Source organism: Nostoc sp., from assembly GCF_036916975.1.
Lineage (GTDB): Bacteria > Cyanobacteriota > Cyanobacteriia > Cyanobacteriales > Nostocaceae > Nostoc.
The window spans coordinates 39,691-57,782 of the sequence record NZ_JBALFF010000082.1; the positions used below are offsets into that span (position 1 = coordinate 39,691).

The 18,092-nt window shown below is 42.4% G+C and carries 12 protein-coding genes; 8 read left to right on the top strand and 4 right to left on the bottom strand.

Going from position 1 to position 18,092, the window contains the following annotated elements:
• Positions 1–723 precede the first annotated feature (723 nt).
• The 5 genes from V7K73_RS21060 to V7K73_RS21080 all read left to right on the top strand — a co-directional run bounded on the left by V7K73_RS21060 (position 724) and on the right by V7K73_RS21080 (position 7,192).
• Entirely contained in the window at positions 724–3,297 is a 2,574-nt protein-coding gene (locus tag V7K73_RS21060) for a sensor histidine kinase (RefSeq protein WP_334882718.1), read from the top strand.
• Positions 3,298–3,350: 53 nt separating this feature from the next.
• Entirely contained in the window at positions 3,351–5,114 is a 1,764-nt protein-coding gene (locus tag V7K73_RS21065) for a PAS domain-containing sensor histidine kinase (protein ID WP_334882720.1), read from the top strand.
• Between the two features lie 531 nt (positions 5,115–5,645).
• A complete protein-coding gene (locus V7K73_RS21070; protein ID WP_334882722.1) occupies positions 5,646–6,119 on the top strand; it encodes a hypothetical protein in 474 nt (157 codons plus the stop codon).
• Between the two features lie 230 nt (positions 6,120–6,349).
• The gene (locus tag V7K73_RS21075) at positions 6,350–6,622 is read left to right on the top strand and encodes a hypothetical protein (RefSeq protein ID WP_334882724.1); all 273 of its coding nucleotides are present in this window, start codon (positions 6,350–6,352) and stop codon (positions 6,620–6,622) included.
• 228 nt (positions 6,623–6,850) lie between these two features.
• Entirely contained in the window at positions 6,851–7,192 is a 342-nt protein-coding gene (locus tag V7K73_RS21080) for a hypothetical protein (RefSeq protein WP_334882726.1), read from the top strand.
• Positions 7,193–7,430: 238 nt separating this feature from the next.
• Here V7K73_RS21080 and V7K73_RS21085 read toward each other — a convergent pair whose 3' ends face one another.
• Positions 7,431–8,495 carry an AI-2E family transporter gene (locus tag V7K73_RS21085; protein ID WP_334882728.1) on the bottom strand — a complete coding sequence of 355 codons (1,065 nt, stop codon included), beginning with the start codon at positions 8,493–8,495 and terminating at the stop codon, positions 7,431–7,433.
• An 805-nt stretch (positions 8,496–9,300) separates the two neighbouring features.
• Between V7K73_RS21085 and V7K73_RS21090 the strand changes: the two genes are divergently transcribed.
• Together V7K73_RS21090 and miaB are read left to right on the top strand one after the other, a co-directional pair.
• Positions 9,301–9,558, top strand: coding sequence for a hypothetical protein (locus V7K73_RS21090; RefSeq protein ID WP_334882730.1), 258 nt, complete (start codon positions 9,301–9,303; stop codon positions 9,556–9,558).
• A gap of 353 nt (positions 9,559–9,911) precedes the next feature.
• Positions 9,912–11,276 (top strand): tRNA (N6-isopentenyl adenosine(37)-C2)-methylthiotransferase MiaB, encoded by a 1,365-nt coding sequence (miaB, locus tag V7K73_RS21095; RefSeq protein WP_334882732.1) that lies wholly within the window; start codon positions 9,912–9,914, stop codon positions 11,274–11,276.
• Positions 11,277–11,294: 18 nt separating this feature from the next.
• Here miaB and V7K73_RS21100 read toward each other — a convergent pair whose 3' ends face one another.
• Complete coding sequence (locus V7K73_RS21100) at positions 11,295–11,483, bottom strand: hypothetical protein (protein WP_334882734.1); 189 nt, start codon at positions 11,481–11,483, stop codon at positions 11,295–11,297.
• A gap of 54 nt (positions 11,484–11,537) precedes the next feature.
• Here V7K73_RS21100 and V7K73_RS21105 point away from each other — a divergent pair, with 54 nt between their 5' ends.
• Positions 11,538–12,107 carry a Uma2 family endonuclease gene (locus V7K73_RS21105; protein ID WP_334882736.1) on the top strand — a complete coding sequence of 190 codons (570 nt, stop codon included), beginning with the start codon at positions 11,538–11,540 and terminating at the stop codon, positions 12,105–12,107.
• Positions 12,108–12,279: 172 nt separating this feature from the next.
• Here the strand turns inward: V7K73_RS21105 and V7K73_RS21110 are convergent, their stop codons facing one another.
• Both V7K73_RS21110 and V7K73_RS21115 read right to left on the bottom strand, forming a co-directional pair.
• Positions 12,280–15,060, bottom strand: coding sequence for a beta strand repeat-containing protein (locus V7K73_RS21110; RefSeq protein WP_334882737.1), 2,781 nt, complete (start codon positions 15,058–15,060; stop codon positions 12,280–12,282).
• A 104-nt stretch (positions 15,061–15,164) separates the two neighbouring features.
• Positions 15,165–18,077: a hypothetical protein gene (locus V7K73_RS21115; protein WP_334882739.1), complete on the bottom strand. Its 2,913-nt coding sequence runs from the start codon at positions 18,075–18,077 to the stop codon at positions 15,165–15,167.
• Positions 18,078–18,092: the final 15 nt, after the last annotated feature.

The window sequence follows — 18,092 nt, forward strand, 5'->3', positions numbered from 1 at the left end:
TGGCTCGTAGTTGCGCTTTGGCGCTAAAGCGCAACTACAAACCAGTGATGATTATTTGCGCCGATTTACTTAGTTTGTCAAGTTAACGATCCTAGATAAATAAGTTTGTAGTAAAGACTTTAGTCCTTATATTAAGCACGTATGCTTACTAAGTACCAGGCTTTCGTTAGCTTGATGGACTAATACCCACACATGATATAACTCATACCATTTCTTTGTGAGGCTGTGCCAAACCCTCTTAACTTCTTCTTTCTTTCTTTCTTCCTTTCTTTCTTTCTTTGTGTTCTTTGCGGACTTTGCGGTTCGTTTTTCTTTCTTGTACTTAAATATGGTTTAGCGCATCTTCATACAGAATTGGTATCAGCACTCCTGAAATTATTCTCCCCCTAGCAAATGGTTCACCCGATGGGAGCATCCCGTCAGGTGCAAAAACCTTGATAGCCCCTAACCCCGAATCCCTTCGTATGCGATTCGGGGAACTGAAATTATGTCTCCCCTCTCCCATGTTTGGGAGAGGGGCTGGGGGTGAGGGAAAAGATTTAAGCAAAATTGGGATGCTCCCTCACCCGATTGGGGGAATGCGATCGCCCCATCAGGAACTACTCTGAAAGAAGGTGCAGTTTGAATTCTGTTAGCAATTATGCCTACAGAATCAAAACTCTTAAATTAGTTATTCTGGCTTTTAATTGTACATCAATAGCTTGTGTATCAAAGGGTTAAAGAGTGGATGAAACCGTTGTAAAATCGCTGTATACACCAAATTGCCAGCAAGATGCTATTAACTTGCTCTCAAAACTTACTGTCAATTTACCAGGAATGATTTTCCAAGTTCTGCAACAGCAGGATGGTTCTTTGTTAGTCCTTTATGTTAGTTCTGGTTGTGAATATTTGTATGAATTAGAACCAGAAGCTATACATAAAGACTCTCGGGTGCTATACAAAATGATTCATCCACAGGATATAAAAGCTTTTGCAGAATCTATAGCTTCTTGTACTACAAATATTACACCTTGGCATTGGGAAGGTCGCATCATTACGCCTAGTGGGATTAAATGGATTCAAGCTACTTCGCAACCGGAACGACAAGAATCAGGTGATTTGCTTTGGAATGGCTTGGTCATGGATATTACAGACCGAAAACAAGCCCAAGAAAAATTGCTTGAGACTGAGGCGCACTATAAAGCAGTTTTGGATGCTATCCCCGATTTAATGTTTCGCATCAGCCGTGATAGCGAGTATCTAGATTTGAAAAGTGAGGGAGCAAATGTCAGTCTTTCGAGAGAAGAAATAGTTGGCAAACATGTGCAGGAATTATTGCCTAGTGATGTTGCTGCAATTAGCCTAGAAGCAATCGCTAAAACTTTAGATTCTGGAACATTACAAACTTGCGAATATCAACTACCAACGCCTTTGGGAGTCAAAGATTATGAGGCGCGGTTGGTAGTGAGTGGTCAAGATGAGGTAGTAGCAATTGTCCGAGATATCACAGAACGCAAACAAGCAGAAGTCGCTTTAGAAAATATTGCCCAAAAATTTGCTAAAGCTTTTAGTTGCAGCCCGGATTCAATTACCATCAGCACACTCCAAGAAGGACGCTTCATCGAAGTTAACGACAGTTTTGTGAAACTCTCAGGTTATCAGCGAGATGAGGCGATTGGTAAAACTTCTTTTGAGTTAAATCTTTGGGTAGACGATCGCGATCGCCTGAATTTATTACAGCAGTTGCAAGCCACAGGAGTTGTTCGCAACTTAGAAGTTGAATTTCGGCAACAGTCTGGGAAGATAATTACAACGCTGCTTTGGTCCGAAATCATTGATTTAGATGGTCTGCCTTCGCTTTTAGCAGTCCATCATGATATTACAGAACGCAAGCAGGTAGAAGCACAATTACGTCTATCAGCAGAACGCGATCGCTTGTTGGCAAAAACCTTAGTACGAATTCGGTCTTCGCTTAACTTAGAGGAAATTCTTCAAACCACCGTGACGGAAGTAAGACAATTTCTGCAAGCAGATCGGGTTTTTATTGGTTTAAATAATAGCAAATTAGGAGCCAGAACTCTCGCAGAATCAGTAGATTCTAAATATCCATCAGTCACAGGATGGTCTACTAATGATGAAGCTTATCTACAACAATTGAGAAACTTACTCAAAGATAATGTTGTGGGTATCGTTGAAGATATGACACAAGTAGCATTATCTCCCAAAGTCAAAGCGCACTTTCAAAAATTCCAAACGAAGGCGACATTGGCTGTACCAATTATGCTAGGTAATGAATTATTTGGGGCGTTAATTGCCAACCAATGCTCAGGGCCGCGTCATTGGCAACCAATAGAAATTGATTTGTTAAAGCAGATGTCAGAACAGGTAGCGATCGCCATTCACCAAAGCCAGATTTACCAAAAACTTGCAGAACTTAACACTAATTTAGAACACCAAGTACAAGAACGAACAGCACAATTGCAGCAGAAAATGCAAGAAGTTGAAGAATTGCATCGGGTAAAAGATGTTGTTTTGCACACAGTTGCCCACGATTTACGAACTTCGGTGATGGGTAACTTGATGGTGTTAAAAAATTTGTTAAATCAAAAAGTGGGGAGTGGGGAAGAAGCAGGGGAGCTGTTAGCTGGGAGCAAGGGGGAGAATAAAAAATTACCTCTTTCCCCTCAGCAAAGCGCACCCTGCCCCTCTGCCTCCTCCCAATCCCCAATCCCAGTATCTCGCTCGATAATTGAGCGGATGATTCAAGGCAACGATCGCCAACTGACGATGATTAACTCATTGCTAGAAATTAATTCCAGTGAAAAACAGGGTATGGACATCAAACCCGAACCTGTGGATTTTAACAGCCTACTGAGAGCGGTTTTCGCCCAGTTGGAACCCACACTGGCACAAAATCAAGCAACTTTAAAGAACTTGGTTCCTGCCGATTTACCCTTAGTAATGGCAGATGCAACTCGATTGCAGAAAGTTTTGGCACATTTGATAACACATAGTTTGCAAAACAATCCACCAGGATTAAATTTTATTCTAAGTGCCAGCATTGAGGGCAAAATGATTCGCACTCAGATTCAAGATGACGGTGTGACAATGAGTAAAGTAGAGTGCGATCGCCTTTTTGATCTGCATGTCCGCAATCCCCAAGACTGTTGTTCCACAAGCATTGGCTTAAAAACGTATCTTTGTCGGAAAGTTATTAAAGCACATGGCGGCGAAATTGGTATTATAAGTAACCGCAAGCGCGGGTTAACTTTTTGGTTTACACTACCTTTAGCAACATCCGCAACAAATCCCCCATAAATCACCAAAAAATGCGAGAGTAAATAACCAGTAAGGCAAACACTCTCGACAGTATGGGCAAAGTTGCTCGGATGCTAATGGCTACTCCGTTTATAACAGTGCAAAGATGGTGCAGACAAAGCTTTTCTGCACCAATAAGAGATGAAACCACTACTCTTTACAGAGATTGGCGTAACCGTTTTTTGTGGCAGAGACTGCGTTTATGGTTATTACTGGCGCTGATGTGTCTGTTCTCTTTTACTTTGCGAGACATTTACGGCTTGTTTTTTCCTGTTGCAGAGTTGCAGCATCTGCCAGAAGTACTTAGAACTCAGCGCCTTGTAATTAATATTGCAATGTTGCTGTGTATATTAATCTGCTTTGCCTTACATAAAACTAAGTTAGGTCGTCGTCATCCAGATTTATTATTTTTGGGGTCTTCTTGGTCAATTAGTCTAGCATCGCAGTTGTTTGCAACCATCACAGGTTTTGCACTACCTGATACCATCGGTTGGTCGCTGCTATTCTTAAGCCAAGCTGTGTTAGTACCCGTCTGCTGGATTCTTCACTTGCTGACTCAAGTAAGTGTGCTGATCTACTATTTTGGTGTGAATACAGCACTTGGACTAAAAACACCAATCCCCGGCCACCCAGAAATATATAATGTAACGTTCATTTTATACATTTTTTGGTTTTGTACTATCTGCGACATTGGTGTTTATTTGTACGATCGCCTGCAACGTTCTGAATTTTACGCCCGTCAAGAACTCGAATCTGCCTACCAAAAACTCAAGGTTGCAGAAGTTAAATATCGCAGCATTTTTGAAAACGCCGTTGAAGGGATTTTCCAAAGCACTCCTGATGGACGTTATATTACAGCAAATCCGGCTTTAGCACGCATTTATGGCTACTCCTTAGCGGAGGAAGTGACAGCAAATTCCACTATTATTGAACAATTGTACGTTGATCCGAACCGCCGCGCCGAATTTGTCCGCCTGATGGAAAAGTACGGCAGCATTTCCGAGTTTGAATCCCAAATTTATCGCCGAGACGGAAGTATTGTTTGGATTTCGGAAAAAGCCTACGCAGTGCGTGACGAAAATCTTAAACTGCTTTACTACGAAGGTTTGATTGAAGATATTACCCAGCGTAAACAAACTGAAGAAGAACTACGAGTATTTTTCCATGCAGTTTCCCACGACTTACGTAATCCAGTGCTGGGTACTTTAATGGTGCTGAAAAATTTGCTTGCACGTCCCGAAGATAATATTTCGATTTCCCGCTCAATTTTAGAGCGGATGATTCAAAGTAGCGATCGCCAACTTAATTTAATTAATTCCTTGATGGAAGCTCATCTTAGCGAGGTGCAAGGTGTTGTTTTGCAGCGTCAAGCCGTACAATTACTGACAGTTGTCGAAGGTGCGATCGCAGATTCAGAGCCATTGCTAGAGCAAAATCAAGCCAAACTGACAAATCTGGTATCCGCAGATTTGCCATTAGTGAATGCAGATCCCACGCAACTATGGCGAGTCTTTTCTAACTTAATTGTCAATGCTCTGAAACATAATCCTCCTGGTTTGCTCTTGACAATTGACGCTACCCGTGCAGGCAAAATGATTTATTGTACTGTTAGTGATAACGGCGTGGGCATTAGTCAACAACAAAGCGATCGGCTTTTTGACCTTTACTTTCGGGGTGCAAATATCCGCAATTCTGTAAGTTTGGGATTGGGGTTGTATTTGTGTAAACAAATCATCAATGCTCACGGCGGCGAAATTGGTGTCAACAGTGCATTGGATGCAGGGGCAACTTTCTGGTTTAGATTACCTATTAGCTGACCTTTATAGGCAGAGGTCAGCCCCGTAAGGGGAAGTCAAAAGTCATCTTACCGCAGAATATGAGGATTTTAGAGAATGTCTAGTGCAACGAAATGACTTAAGGGACTTCCAATAAATAAATTATTCCAATAAACGAACCACAAGAGACACAGAGAGAAGTTGAGTGCGCGAGTTAAGAGCGTTGAGCAAACTTCGGAAGAACGCACAGAGAAGAAATACAGAGTTTTTGCATCAGTTTTGGAACATTTTTTTATTTGGAAGTCCCTAAAACTAATGAAGACAAAACACTTTATTACATCAACTTTAACTTTATTTGCTACAACAGTATTATGTTTTCCACTAGTACAGTCTACTGTAGCTCAAGCTCAGACAACTAAGTAGGTAGGCAAGATAAAACCAAACTATGTAACGAAAAGTAAAATCTCTGTAGTTGGCTCGTAGTTGGGCTAAAGCGCAAGACAGCGCAACTACGAGCCAGTGATGATTATTTGCGCCCACTTACTTAGTACTGCTGCTGTTATAGGATCTATTGTGACAGACTATCTTTTACCAGAAGATTTTCGGGTATACGTTAATGAACAAGGAACTGCTGTCAACTGGCCAGCCCCTGGATATATAGAGAAAATTTTGCCCACTGTTAACAAGTACCTATTGCGAGATGGTGGTTATATTGCTTGTTATTCTCGCAATCAAGAAGGAAGTATTTATTCTGTTGGTGGTGGAATTTATGTAATGGGACAAATCCGATTACAAGGCCACTACAGTGGGCGAATATTTCAACCCTTGGGTTATGAGGGTAAAGATATTAGTGACGCTCAAGAGTTCAAAACTCTTTGTAATCAGACATTTCCGGCTGCACGAAGAAGCGGTTGGGCTGGTGGTGATACTGGCGGTTGGTTTGGAATCCAGCCTAGCGGTGAGACGAATCCCTGCTGTCCCAACCAAAGCTTGTCCTTGTCTATTCCAGAAGAACAACCTTGTTCAGAGATATTATACCCTGAATAATTCGGGCTACTTATTCACGCTTGCGACCACCGGATTTTGGTTCTAGAATCATGTCACTCAGAAATTCATATTAAACACGGGTATGCTTTACTCATCATCTCTCCGACTTTTCAAACAGGTATTAGTGACAAAAGTAACTATTTAAAAGTGACTTTAGATACAGGCGTATGCCTGATTATTCCGATTATATTGAGAATATACAAATCAATGCGACGGAGATTAAAGGATATATGAACCGCTTTAAATCTATTCTTCTTGGAGGCTTATTAGCAGCTGTTTCAATTGCTGCTCTTTCTCAAAATGCTAATGCTGCTGAATTTAAATCTGAGCATGATCATTTTAATCGTGATAGTGTAGCTTTTAATAACAATAGAGTCGAACGCGAACATCAAATCCGTGAACAACGCGCTCGTGAATTGCGTCAACGTCAAGCCCGTGAACGACGCGCTCGTGTATTGCGTGAACGTCAAGCCCGTGAACGACATACTCATTTTAATCGCTAAACTGAAAATTTTCCCTCATATCATGTTAGGAGAGTATTACTACTCTCCTTTTTTTGTTTACATAACAACATTAGATTAACTGACCTGTATTAAAGCATAGGGTAGGCGTGGCGAAGTGTGCGTAAACCCTTAAAGCGGCTTGTTGCAATCCATCGCTAGTTAACCCACAAATTAGTTTTATGTTTTAAACTAGAAAGTAGCTTGATTGAAACTGTTTGTTACTAGCTATTGAATTTTTTAGGGTTAGTCCTGCCAGTCCTATTGCTGCTAGGCACACCTGCGATCGCAGTTGAGTACAAAGGGCAAAATATTGATGGTAAAAAGCTGCCTGCTAGGGCTTACTATTATGCAACTGGTGGTGTATACAAAGTTCAGGTACGCTTTCACAACAAACGAGCCACCATTTATTTTGATGACGGCAACCAAACAACCATACAGTTGAACCAGGAAGCGATCGCTGACTCAAACAATATTGAAGGTTTTGGAAAACTAGGGCAATATCCTCTAAATAGAATGAGGGGAGACATAAATTCTAGTTCCCCTTCTCCCAAAGATGGGAGAAGGGGTTAGGGGATGAGGGCTATCAAGGTTTTTGCACCTGACGGGATGCTCCCGGTACAGTAATACTGAAACCTTTGCGCTAGACACCCCCGCTTCTGGAGAATCGACCTCTAGTCTAATTGAAGCAATCAATAAGAGCAAGCCGTTTCATAGATAGAAGAATCCCCGTGCCTTCACGCCAGGGAATGTCAAATCATAGAAAAGGGCATCGAAGAATTGCTGGATAGTTGCTTATTTAATCCTTTGATTAAACATCTATTTTACTTTCAATTCCTACTGGCTCTATCAGCTTTTCTGGCGGGGTAAACTCATCAATAAGCGTAATTATCACTGCGGCCGCAGGTACTGCAAGCAGCACACCAATAAATCCAAATAGCTTACCCATTACTAAAAATGTCACAATCACCATCACTGGATGAATATTAACTTGCTGACCCATCACCAAAGGCTGAACAACATGGGCATCTATTTGATTCATTACAAAGAAAAGGATCAACACAAATACTAGTTTTAGCGGTGAAATACTCAATGCTACTAATGCTGGTAAAAAAGCACCAATAATCGAACCAAAGTAAGGAATTATTTCAAATAAACCTGCAATAATCCCAAATGGTAGGGCTGACGGAACCCCCAAAATCAAAAGTCCAAACGTTGCTCCAACACCCAGAAATATCATCGCTATTCCTGTCCCAAAAATCCAGCCTCGCAATCTTGTCTCGCAAGCTTTAAGGATTCGTTTAGAGCGTTGATGATGTTGCCTTGGAACTAATCTTAAAATCCCTTTCACTAAAGAATTAGGATCGTAAGCCATGTAAAGCGCTAAGATTAACGTCGCTACCAACTCAACGGTTAAACTTAAAGCTTCACCTAAGAAAACTGGTACTCCCCCTAGTAACTGGTCGGTCAAATTCCGTAATTGTATTAGTGCTTGGGAAATGTCAGGAATAAAAGTGAATTTCTGACGCAGTTGTTCCACATCTCCTGTCAATCTATTGAGATAAGTTGGTAATGTTTTGATTAATTTTTGAGATTCAAATGTCACACTAGGTAGAACTACAGTGGCTAATACCACAACAAATCCGACGATTAATCCAATTAGTAGCAAAACAGCAACATCCTGTGATTTTACTAACTTTTGCAAAAACCGTAATAGCGTTCTCAAAATTAAAGCAATCAATGCTGCTATAACTAAAAGTTCTAATACGGGTAAAAGTTGGTATAAAATGTAGAGTACCACCGCTACTATTACTGCCAATGGCGCACCACGACTTAACTGCGACCATCCATTCTCTGTATCTCTGAGATTCGCCATTACTATCACTTATTCTTCTGTTTTAATTTGACAAATTTAGTGCCTGGGATGGCGCAGAATTTTTCTTTTTAAGAGTAGCTGTAAGCCTGATTATCACAAATCTAGTTTTTTCTCCTGTTTGTACCCATATACTCAAGTCAGTTTTAATTTGTTCAGATATTTTACTACCTAGCTAAAACTTTATTCTATTTACCCTCAGAAAGGTCTAGACATTTAAATCTTCTTTCTTGAGAAATAAGTTTAACTATTTTGTGCGTCTGCATGAAAAATATGATTTCCCAATTTACCCAATTGTAGTTTTCTCCTTTGCCGAACCCAAACGGGCGCTACTCAATCACCACGGTCAATTAATACACGTATAATCAAGTCAAGCCCTTGCTGTGAGCCATCAACAATAATGATTTTATCTGGCTCATGTTAACTGCTCTAGAACGTGTAGAGTTACAGTTTATTCGATTTCAACCAAGCGTTTTCGAGAATATCTGGGTCTGCTTTTCACGATTCCATGTCTGTAAAACAAGTGATGCGCTTGCTGCGCCACAAAAAAGCTTGACTTCCAGAGAATAATCTTATTGCGATCGCTACCATTTATGCAACAGATTGTGCTATAGCATTTGCATTTTAAAATAAATTTATACTCAATTGATAAATTCCTCAGCAAGGGACTCGTATTTTTCATAGATTTGCTGTATCTTGTTTATTCCGTGCAATTATTAACACCCAACTTTTCCCAACTTTGCTGTCATCCAGATTTTCAGCCAATGCCCTTGGGGAAGCAGTAAATGAAACCATTAACAAGATAGATATGAAGATCATCAAAAAATCTGACAAGCTGACTCTCAAGAAAATGATGGAAATCCAACAGGCTGAAGACCAAAATCTTCTCTTCTGTACTGTCAATTCTTCAACCCCTGTGATTGATGAGCAACCAGCAACGATTCCAGAGGCTATTCCTGACTATATTCCCTTCCTTGACAATCCTCCAGTCCAGTCTGTTGGCAACTCTGGCTGGCAGATTTCTGACATCTGGCGAGATATTCGAGTTGATGATTTTTGTGGGTGATACTCTTTTGAAGGAGGAATCATTGCTTATATCATGTCCGGCTAATTAGTTACAGTTACCTCATCTGGTGCAACAATCAAAAACCCGTCTTTCCCCTAGCAAGAACTGCGGTCTTGATCATAAGTCTTTAACCGGACATGATATTAGAGTTCAATGATTGTATATATAGCAAAAACCTTGCGATCGCTAATTCATTGTTAGACTTTCAATTATCATCTAGGCTTGCCCTTCTGAGATATCTGGCAGTTCAAAATGATATTCGCTAATCAAAACGACTGCGTTAGCCGGTTTAAGAGCATTATAGAATAGGAAATAAACCTTATATACATTACGCTAATTAAGCAGAATTGCTCATGACCACTTCTAAACGCCACTATCACATTACTACTTTCGGTTGTCAGATGAATAAAGCTGACTCAGAGCGCATGGCTGGCGTTTTGGAAGACATGGGCTTTGAATGGTCAGAAGATCCGAATAATGCAGATGTAATTCTCTACAATACCTGCACAATTCGGGATAATGCCGAGCAAAAGGTATATTCCTACCTTGGCAGACAAGCAAAGCGTAAACATGAACAGCCTGATTTAACCCTGATTGTTGCTGGTTGTGTTGCCCAACAAGAAGGTGAAGCACTGTTGCGGCGAGTCCCAGAATTAGATTTGGTAATGGGGCCACAACACGCCAACCGTCTTAAAGATTTGCTGGAGTCAGTTTTTGAAGGTAATCAAGTTGTGGCAACCGAATCGGTTCATATTATTGAAGATATCACCCAGCCGCGACGCGATAGTAAGGTAACAGCTTGGGTAAATGTAATTTACGGCTGTAACGAACGCTGCACCTACTGCGTAGTTCCCAATGTGCGCGGTGTCGAACAATCTCGCACACCGTCAGCTATCCGGGACCAAATGGAAGAATTAGGACGGCAAGGTTACAAGGAAATTACTCTACTCGGTCAAAATATTGACGCTTACGGTAGAGATTTACCAGGAACAACAGCAGAAGGTCGGCATCTGCATAACTTCACAGATTTACTTTATTACGTCCACGATCTGCCGGGGATTGAAAGGCTAAGATTTGCTACTAGCCATCCCCGTTATTTTACAGAGAGATTAATTAAAGCTTGTGCCGAGTTGCCCAAGGTCTGCAAACACTTCCACATTCCCTTCCAATCTGGGGATAATGAACTTTTAAAGGCAATGGCGCGGGGTTATACCCATGAAAAATATCGCCGGATTATCGATACTATTCGGCGCTATATGCCAGATGCTTCTATTAGTGCCGATGCAATTGTCGGTTTTCCTGGGGAGACAGAAGCACAGTTTGAAAATACCCTGAAACTGGTAGAAGATATTGGTTTTGACATGTTAAACACAGCAGCATATTCGCCGCGTCCGGGGACACCTGCGGCGTTGTGGGACAATCAGCTGAGTGAAGAAATAAAAAGCGATCGCCTCCAACGGCTGAATCATTTAGGAAACTTGAAAGTAGCAGAGCGATCGCAACGTTACTTTGGGCGCATTGAATGCGTTTTAGTAGAAGACCAAAATCCTAAAGATCAAACCCAAGTGATGGGACGTACTGACGGTAATCGTCTGACATTCTTCAGTGGCGACATCAAAGAATTGCAAGGGCAGTTAGTAAAGGTAAAAATTACCGAAGTTCGCCCCTTTAGCTTGACTGGTGAACCTGTTGAAGTCAAACAAGCCTTGTCTGTCTAACAAGTTATTTGAAAAGTCTCATTTATTACTTGCCTCGGCGATTGGAAATCGCACGCCAGGTGCTTCAAGTCGGGCATTGCCCGCCCAACGCACTGGCTTGGCTACACAAACAAAACCCTTGATTTTGATTAGTCCACCTCCAATACCGTTCGGATTGTCCAATCGGCAGTGATTATTTACATTTGACAATCCCCGCTTCGTTATCATCTCCGACAAAGAATCTAGAATTGGTATAAGGACAAAACCTTACTTTTAAAGCTTATGAACGCCATCACTTTGAATATTCCCAATCTGGGTATCAAGGGGTTTTATGAACTTTGTCAAGCTAATCAAAATTTGCAGTTAGAACGTGCTGCAACTGGAGAAGTTATAATTATGCCTCCGACGTATCCGTGGACGGGTAAGAAAAATTTTAGCCTAATTGGTCAACTTGCCGCCTGGATTGAAAAAACTGGACTTGGTATTGGTTTCGACTCCTCCAGTGGTTTTACATTCCCCAATGGTGCGGTTTACTCACCCGATGCTTCTTGGGTAAGTAATGAAAAATGGGAGGCTTTAACTCAGACTCAACAAGAAGAAGAATTTTCCCCTTTAGCACCTGATTTTGTAGTCGAATTGCGTTCTAGTAGTGATTCTCTGAAAAAACTTAGAGAAAAAATGCAAGAGTATATTAACAATGGCGTTCGTTTAGGTTGGTTGCTTGATCCGAAACATAAAACAGTAGAAATTTTTCGTTTAGGGAAAGACGTAGAAATATTAGAATCTCCTACAACTGTATTTGGTGAAGATATTTTACCTGGGTTTGAATTGAATTTAGCTAAAGTATGGTAGATAGGTGGACAAAAATATCTGACTTTTCACGTTATGTGGAATCCAGCAAAAACCTAACCCTCTAACCCCCTTCCCGCATCGGAAAGGGGGAAATTCAAAGTCTATCTCCTTAAAGGATGAGAGAAATAGAAGTGAGGTTTTCCAGATACCGTCAAAAGTCAGACAAAAATATCTATTTCACCTTAGCCCGGAAACGGATAAACCCGTAAGAATTAATTGGTGTACCTGGTGCAGTTGCATTTGGTACATTTCCAAAATTCACAATCACCATACCGTTAGTATTACTACCATCACATTGAATCGTAGGGTATTTAATAGTGGGGTCAACACCTGGGGATAAATATTCTGCTTTATCGCCATCGCTAACATTAGTTAGAGATTCAGTTGCACCATTATTTTGCCAAATGATACCGCGATCAGCACCTGGAAGACCACTTGGATTTTTGGTGGCGAAACTATTAAAAGCAGTCGGTAAGAAAGTGAGATTATCAGGAACGCGATCGCAAATCAAAACATTATTTGCTGTTGCCTTACCTGCGGAGAGGAAATAGATAGTATATTCTATTTCATCACCTGGCTTGACTTGACCGCCATTGATGCCACCCAGCATAAAGCTATTTAAGGCTGGCCACTTGTCCGTGTCTTGGGGTGGGTCTGTTGGTGTGGGTTGGGTGGGAATGGTGATGGTATTATCATCATAAGGATTAGTTGGGGCATCAATATACCCGGACAAAGAATCTCCCCCTAATGTGGTAGTGCCGCCATTAATCGCTGTGATTCGTTTCACAAGTAAGATATTAGGTGTTGTAGCGATCGCAATTGGATAATCTTCCACTTCACCAGCACCCCCAGAACCTGTTGGGCTGGGTGTTGCAACTGTACTAGTGGTATACCGGAAACGCGCAAAGCTATTACCAATGGTTGCATTGCTGGGTACAGTAAAGGTTAAAGTATTATTTCCAGCATTAAGCGGAACATTATTAATCGTTGCAGCTGTTCCATTGGTGACGTTGGTCAAATTTAGCTGTTCGCCACTATCAAACACCCCATTTTGATTAAAATCAATCCAACTATTCAGAAACCCGGCGGTTGAAGCGTTAACAATAATTGTTGCAGTTTGTCCGGGAACTAGGCTTGAAGGCAAGGTGACACCATCATCCCCAGCATCGCCACTCGCATTTGCACTGTAAGACTGATTATATTCTCCAGTTACAGTTGCGCCAAGATGGGGATTACCACAACTAGGTGCCTGTCCAACTTCACCATAACTACTTGGTGCATCACCGAAATCAGAAATGAAATCAGTACTGACGACAAACCCACCAACATTGTCATAGTTCGAGAGGCGAATCTCAACAATATCGCCAGTATTCACCGAAACTGTGGATACCCTATTTGCTGCTAGGCTGGTAGTATAAGTTAGAACTGGATTTCCGACGCGCACTCCATTAATATAAACTTCCATCGCATCATCAATGTAAGCTCCTGCTTGCCCTAAGGTAACTCGACCTTTGGTGAGTGCCTGCCGCTTAAACACGATTACCCAGCTGGGTTGGCCAAAATTAGTCTGTGTTGAAATGTAGTCTCCGTTAATCGGAACGTAGCCTGAAGAAGGAAAGCTACCGTTGATAATCGTTCGCAGTGGATGGGAAGTCTGGCTAATGGATTGATCGTTAAAAGTAAATGTAGAATTTCCCGCTCCAAATTTTGCAGTGCCACGGAGCGTTGGTAATCCACCTGTACCAAATAGACCAACAGATTGCTGATCTTTTGTATAACTTGCACCAGGAATAGGGTAATGACCACTGTAGAGTTGAGCTTCCCATTCACAGGTTAAAGGAGGATAGAAGCCAAAATCTTCTCCTGTGATATTGGTAGTGTTAACTGTAACTGGCAAATTATCAGTAGTACCCAGCGTGTACCCTATAGGCACATGTGTATCAGCAATGTCCACTTTGATTTTGTAAGTTCCAGGTGCGACATTGGTAAATTGATAAGTCCCGTCAGCAAGAGTTGTTACTTGCTGGATGATTTCACTAGAAGAAACTTCACGATTGTTGTCGGTATCTTGGTAGAGAATCACACGCACATTCCCAATCCCAGGCTCACCATTATCCGTACTGTTGTGATCGTTATCCCGGTAAAGCGTCCCACTGACAGTGTTAAAAGCCGTCGCGGTCTGTATAGCACTGGCTTCCTGGCGGTGATTTGTCGCATCTCCATTAATCGGTACGCCTGCTGATTCACCAGAAACGCCATCAGGGTTATCAACAGTATATAAATCTTTACTTCCACTTCCATTTGCACCCACGACATAAGGAGTGTTGCTATTGCTGGGTTGTCCACCAGTATTACCTAGTGTCACACTTACAGTTTGTCCACCACCTGCTGTCACTGTGACTGGAACCCGTACAACTATCGACGCACCAGCTGGAATTGAACCGTTATTAGCAGAAGCGATCGCACCTAACAATGTCCCTGTATTTTGACCCCCACTAGGAACAGTAACATTGTTGCCAGTCAGGTCAACTGCTGCTGCTGGCCCACTACCATCCGAGTCATAGGCAACAATTTGCAGAGTGCCAGCTGTACCGCCGCTAATGGCCGAAGGTGCATCGGGAATAAAGAACTGCGTCGGGTCATTACCAACGTTAGTCACCGTAAAATCAAAGTTGACAGTACTACCAGCTGTTGCGCTGGGTGTATTCGCTGCTGTAATTGTAATCCCTGCGACTTCGCCGAGAGTTACGGTCACTTTGTCAGATAGTAATGTTTGGGTAGAATTATCCGATTCATCGATATACGAACCGGTGGCTTGGTTTTCAATAACAGTGCCAGGCGTGGGGCTAGCAGCAAAAACAGATAAACCAGCTAAAGAATTCCCACCTAATAAAAGGGCACCAATTAGTAGCGATCGATAAGTGTGTTTCCCGGTAAAGTTATGGCGAGACATAGGTTTAAATAGGACTAAATATAAATGTGTCAAAACTAATCAATGAAAATACCTAAAAACCATAAAATCCTCAAAATCAGGGTTGATCTTTAGGTAATCAAAGATTAGGGATTGACAATGGTTTTAAAGCGGATAAACCCGTAGGAAGCAGTCGGTGTACCGGGTGCAGTTGCACTCGGCATCGTCGTAAAGTCCGGCTGTGCCGAGCTACCAGTACCCGTAACATCTACTGCCCAAGTACCGTTATCTGCTACTCCAGTACCAGGAGTAATTAAATTACAAGCAGCCGGAGCAGAAGCACTACTAGGGTAAAATTGACCTCGATCGAGTGCAGGATCTGCGGCATCTGAGAGTGAGATACTAGTAGTCGCATTCCCCAGGCGGATTTCTAGGGAACCAGCTTTATAAGTTTGGCTGCCAATAATGCGATCGCATATTTTCACCGTATTGGCATTAGCACCTTTGGCATTGAGGAAATAGACTGTGTACTCCAACACATCACCTGGCTTGATTTTGCCAGCATTGAAAGCCCCAACTAAATAACCAGGTGGCCATTTGACAGTCGCATCATCATTTGGAGTAGCGGGATTATCGAGAACTTGGTCAAGATGGGTAGTGTTATCGCTAGGATTAATTGTGCTAACCCCATTAATTGCGGTAATGCGTTTTACCAAGACAACATTCGACTTGCCACAAACCTGAGTCGAAGTGGCTTGAACGGCTAGCAAGAAACCAGCTTGGGGTGGGCCAGAATCCATAATGATTTCAATGGTGTTTACCCCAGCCTGCCAACCTTGGGTGATGTTAACGGTTTTCAATGACCCATAATCACCAGCTTGGGAGTTTGGCGCTGGAGTCGGCACGAGATTTTCCACCCCATTTACCTTAATGCTGCCAAATTGATTATCAATCGCCACGCCAACGGGTAACGAAATCGAGATCGTATTGGCATTACTCGGTAAAGTCACCTGCGAGGTGAATTTGAGTCGCACCGCGTCAGAGGTACCAACAATTGCAATACCACTACCATCTTCCCCATTGTTTCCATCTAAATCAGCATTATTATGATTTCCATTGCTATTAACGGATAATCGGAACGGATAGCTAATCCAGCGAGCATTGGCTGGATTGGTTGGCTCATTCGCCCAAGCACCAGGGGCGAGGTTGCCAACCACCACAGCAGGCATTACCCCCACTGGGCGCGGCGGGGCATAAGGTGTTCCAATGCCGCTAGCAGGGCCAGCAATCCATTCAGCAGTCCAGTTTAAGTCATTTGCTCCAGTTGCTAACTGCCCACCAGCAGCAGTAATGCCTGTGTTCAAGGCAGTTCTGTAGTCTGGGTTACAGGTTGTTGGGGCGGTATCTGCTGCAATGGTATAAGGTTGACGAATACCAAAGTTTTCATTGGTAAGATTGGTTGTAGTGGTGGTCAGAGCAATGTTACCAAGGGTAGCGATCGTCCCATCGACTGTGCCATTTTTGTTTTCGCCCGTATAATACCAACCACTGGGAATGCTAGAGGCTGTGGGTGCGGTTACCCCAATTGCCACAGTGGAGTCATTAGAAAGCCGCAGCGTTACACTGCTATTTCCCGGGACTTTGGTGAAACTGTAAGTACCATCAGCTGCGACAGTGGCTTTATCTACTACTTTGCCAGTAGTATCAATAGCATAAATTGTCAGGTTTGCTGACCCGGCATTGGTTCCAGCATCGCTGCCGTTGATGGTAACATCTGCATCAGCATCGCTAAATACCGTCCCGGAAACGTTGAGCGTGTCATCATCTATCAGCTGTGTATTAACAGTGGTACGGGCGCTACCAATACAACTGGTGGCAGCAATTGATAAAGGAGGAATTGACAAACTACTACTGCCCCCACCAGTAGGATTTGATATGGTAAAAGTAAGATTATCACTAGGTTCAAAAACGGTGTCTCCAAAATCAATTGGGATGTGTAAATATTGAGATGGTTGGTTAGGGTCATACGTGCCAGCAGGAATATTGAGCGTGATATTATTTCCAGATTTACTCGCAGTCAATCCAGTCAGAGTTGAACTGCCCTGTAACGGAGTACCAACTGTAAAGTTGCGGGTAGCATTCAGTCCAGAAAGGGAAATAGTCGCCGTCCCAGCAGACTGCATAACACCATTAATGCGTACAGTAAGGTAATATTTATTACCGCCATTTCCTTCTGTAGTTGTTGCTAAATTGACATTATTAGTAGTATCCGTAGGGGCAAAGTCAATAATCGGGGACAATTGCAGGTTAATATCATCGACAAAATTTCCCAAGGTTACATCTCCATTAGAACCCTGGATAGCTGCAAGGGCAAAGCGTAGAGTTTTAATACTTGTAATTGTGCTAGACCAACTTCCAGTTTTGCTTTGCCACCCTTGAGCATAGGTCGTAGTTAAGTTTCCACTGTTGTAGAGTTGGGTAGTAGGAGGCGTTTTCCCAGTCCAAAGGCTAGGATCTGTAATTGTCACCTGCATGATGTTAGTCTGCCCAGCACTTCGGGCAGCATGCCATAACGACCAAGGTATATTCTCGTTGGGAAAAATGCAAATATCTTGATATATTGAGGCATTTTCTCCACCATTAATTTCAGCATGCTGGTTTCCACTGTGCGGCCCAGCTATTGGCCCGCCTTGACTAGTGTTTGTCCCTCGCCAAATCTCTAGGGAATTGTTGTAGGAAGAAGAAGTATCTGTAGTCTGCCAAACAATAGGGGAAGTAGTATTAGCGTATCCTTCTCCCCCGTGCCCCCCTGCTCCATTTGGAACACTGGGCTGCTCAAATCCGCTATTAATTACCATCCGCGTACCAAGGAGAGGGCTAGGTTGTTGAGGAGTTGGCACGGGGTTTGCTAGTAGCGGACGGGGTATGGACATTAAAATAATTGGTAATCCACCCAGGATTAGCTTGCATATCTTTAACGATCGCTGAATCTGATGCCTCTTCAAGGGAGATCCAGCGGTTTTATCAATTACTCTTAAATGCTTAAATAAATATTTCATGATTAATTGCTGAAC

What these genes read in the sequence shown, in the direction of transcription:
- V7K73_RS21065 (WP_334882720.1), top strand. Translation starts at nt 3,351, where the DNA reads ATGGGCAAAGTTGCTCGGATGCTAATGGCTACTCCGTTTATAACAGTG.
- V7K73_RS21075 (WP_334882724.1), top strand. Translation starts at nt 6,350, where the DNA reads ATGAACCGCTTTAAATCTATTCTTCTTGGAGGCTTATTAGCAGCTGTT.
- V7K73_RS21085 (WP_334882728.1), bottom strand. Translation starts at nt 8,495, where the DNA reads ATGGCGAATCTCAGAGATACAGAGAATGGATGGTCGCAGTTAAGTCGT.
- V7K73_RS21090 (WP_334882730.1), top strand. Translation starts at nt 9,301, where the DNA reads ATGAAGATCATCAAAAAATCTGACAAGCTGACTCTCAAGAAAATGATG.
- miaB (WP_334882732.1), top strand. Translation starts at nt 9,912, where the DNA reads ATGACCACTTCTAAACGCCACTATCACATTACTACTTTCGGTTGTCAG.
- V7K73_RS21100 (WP_334882734.1), bottom strand. Translation starts at nt 11,483, where the DNA reads ATGATAACGAAGCGGGGATTGTCAAATGTAAATAATCACTGCCGATTG.
- V7K73_RS21105 (WP_334882736.1), top strand. Translation starts at nt 11,538, where the DNA reads ATGAACGCCATCACTTTGAATATTCCCAATCTGGGTATCAAGGGGTTT.
- V7K73_RS21110 (WP_334882737.1), bottom strand. Translation starts at nt 15,060, where the DNA reads ATGTCTCGCCATAACTTTACCGGGAAACACACTTATCGATCGCTACTA.
- V7K73_RS21115 (WP_334882739.1), bottom strand. Translation starts at nt 18,077, where the DNA reads ATGAAATATTTATTTAAGCATTTAAGAGTAATTGATAAAACCGCTGGA.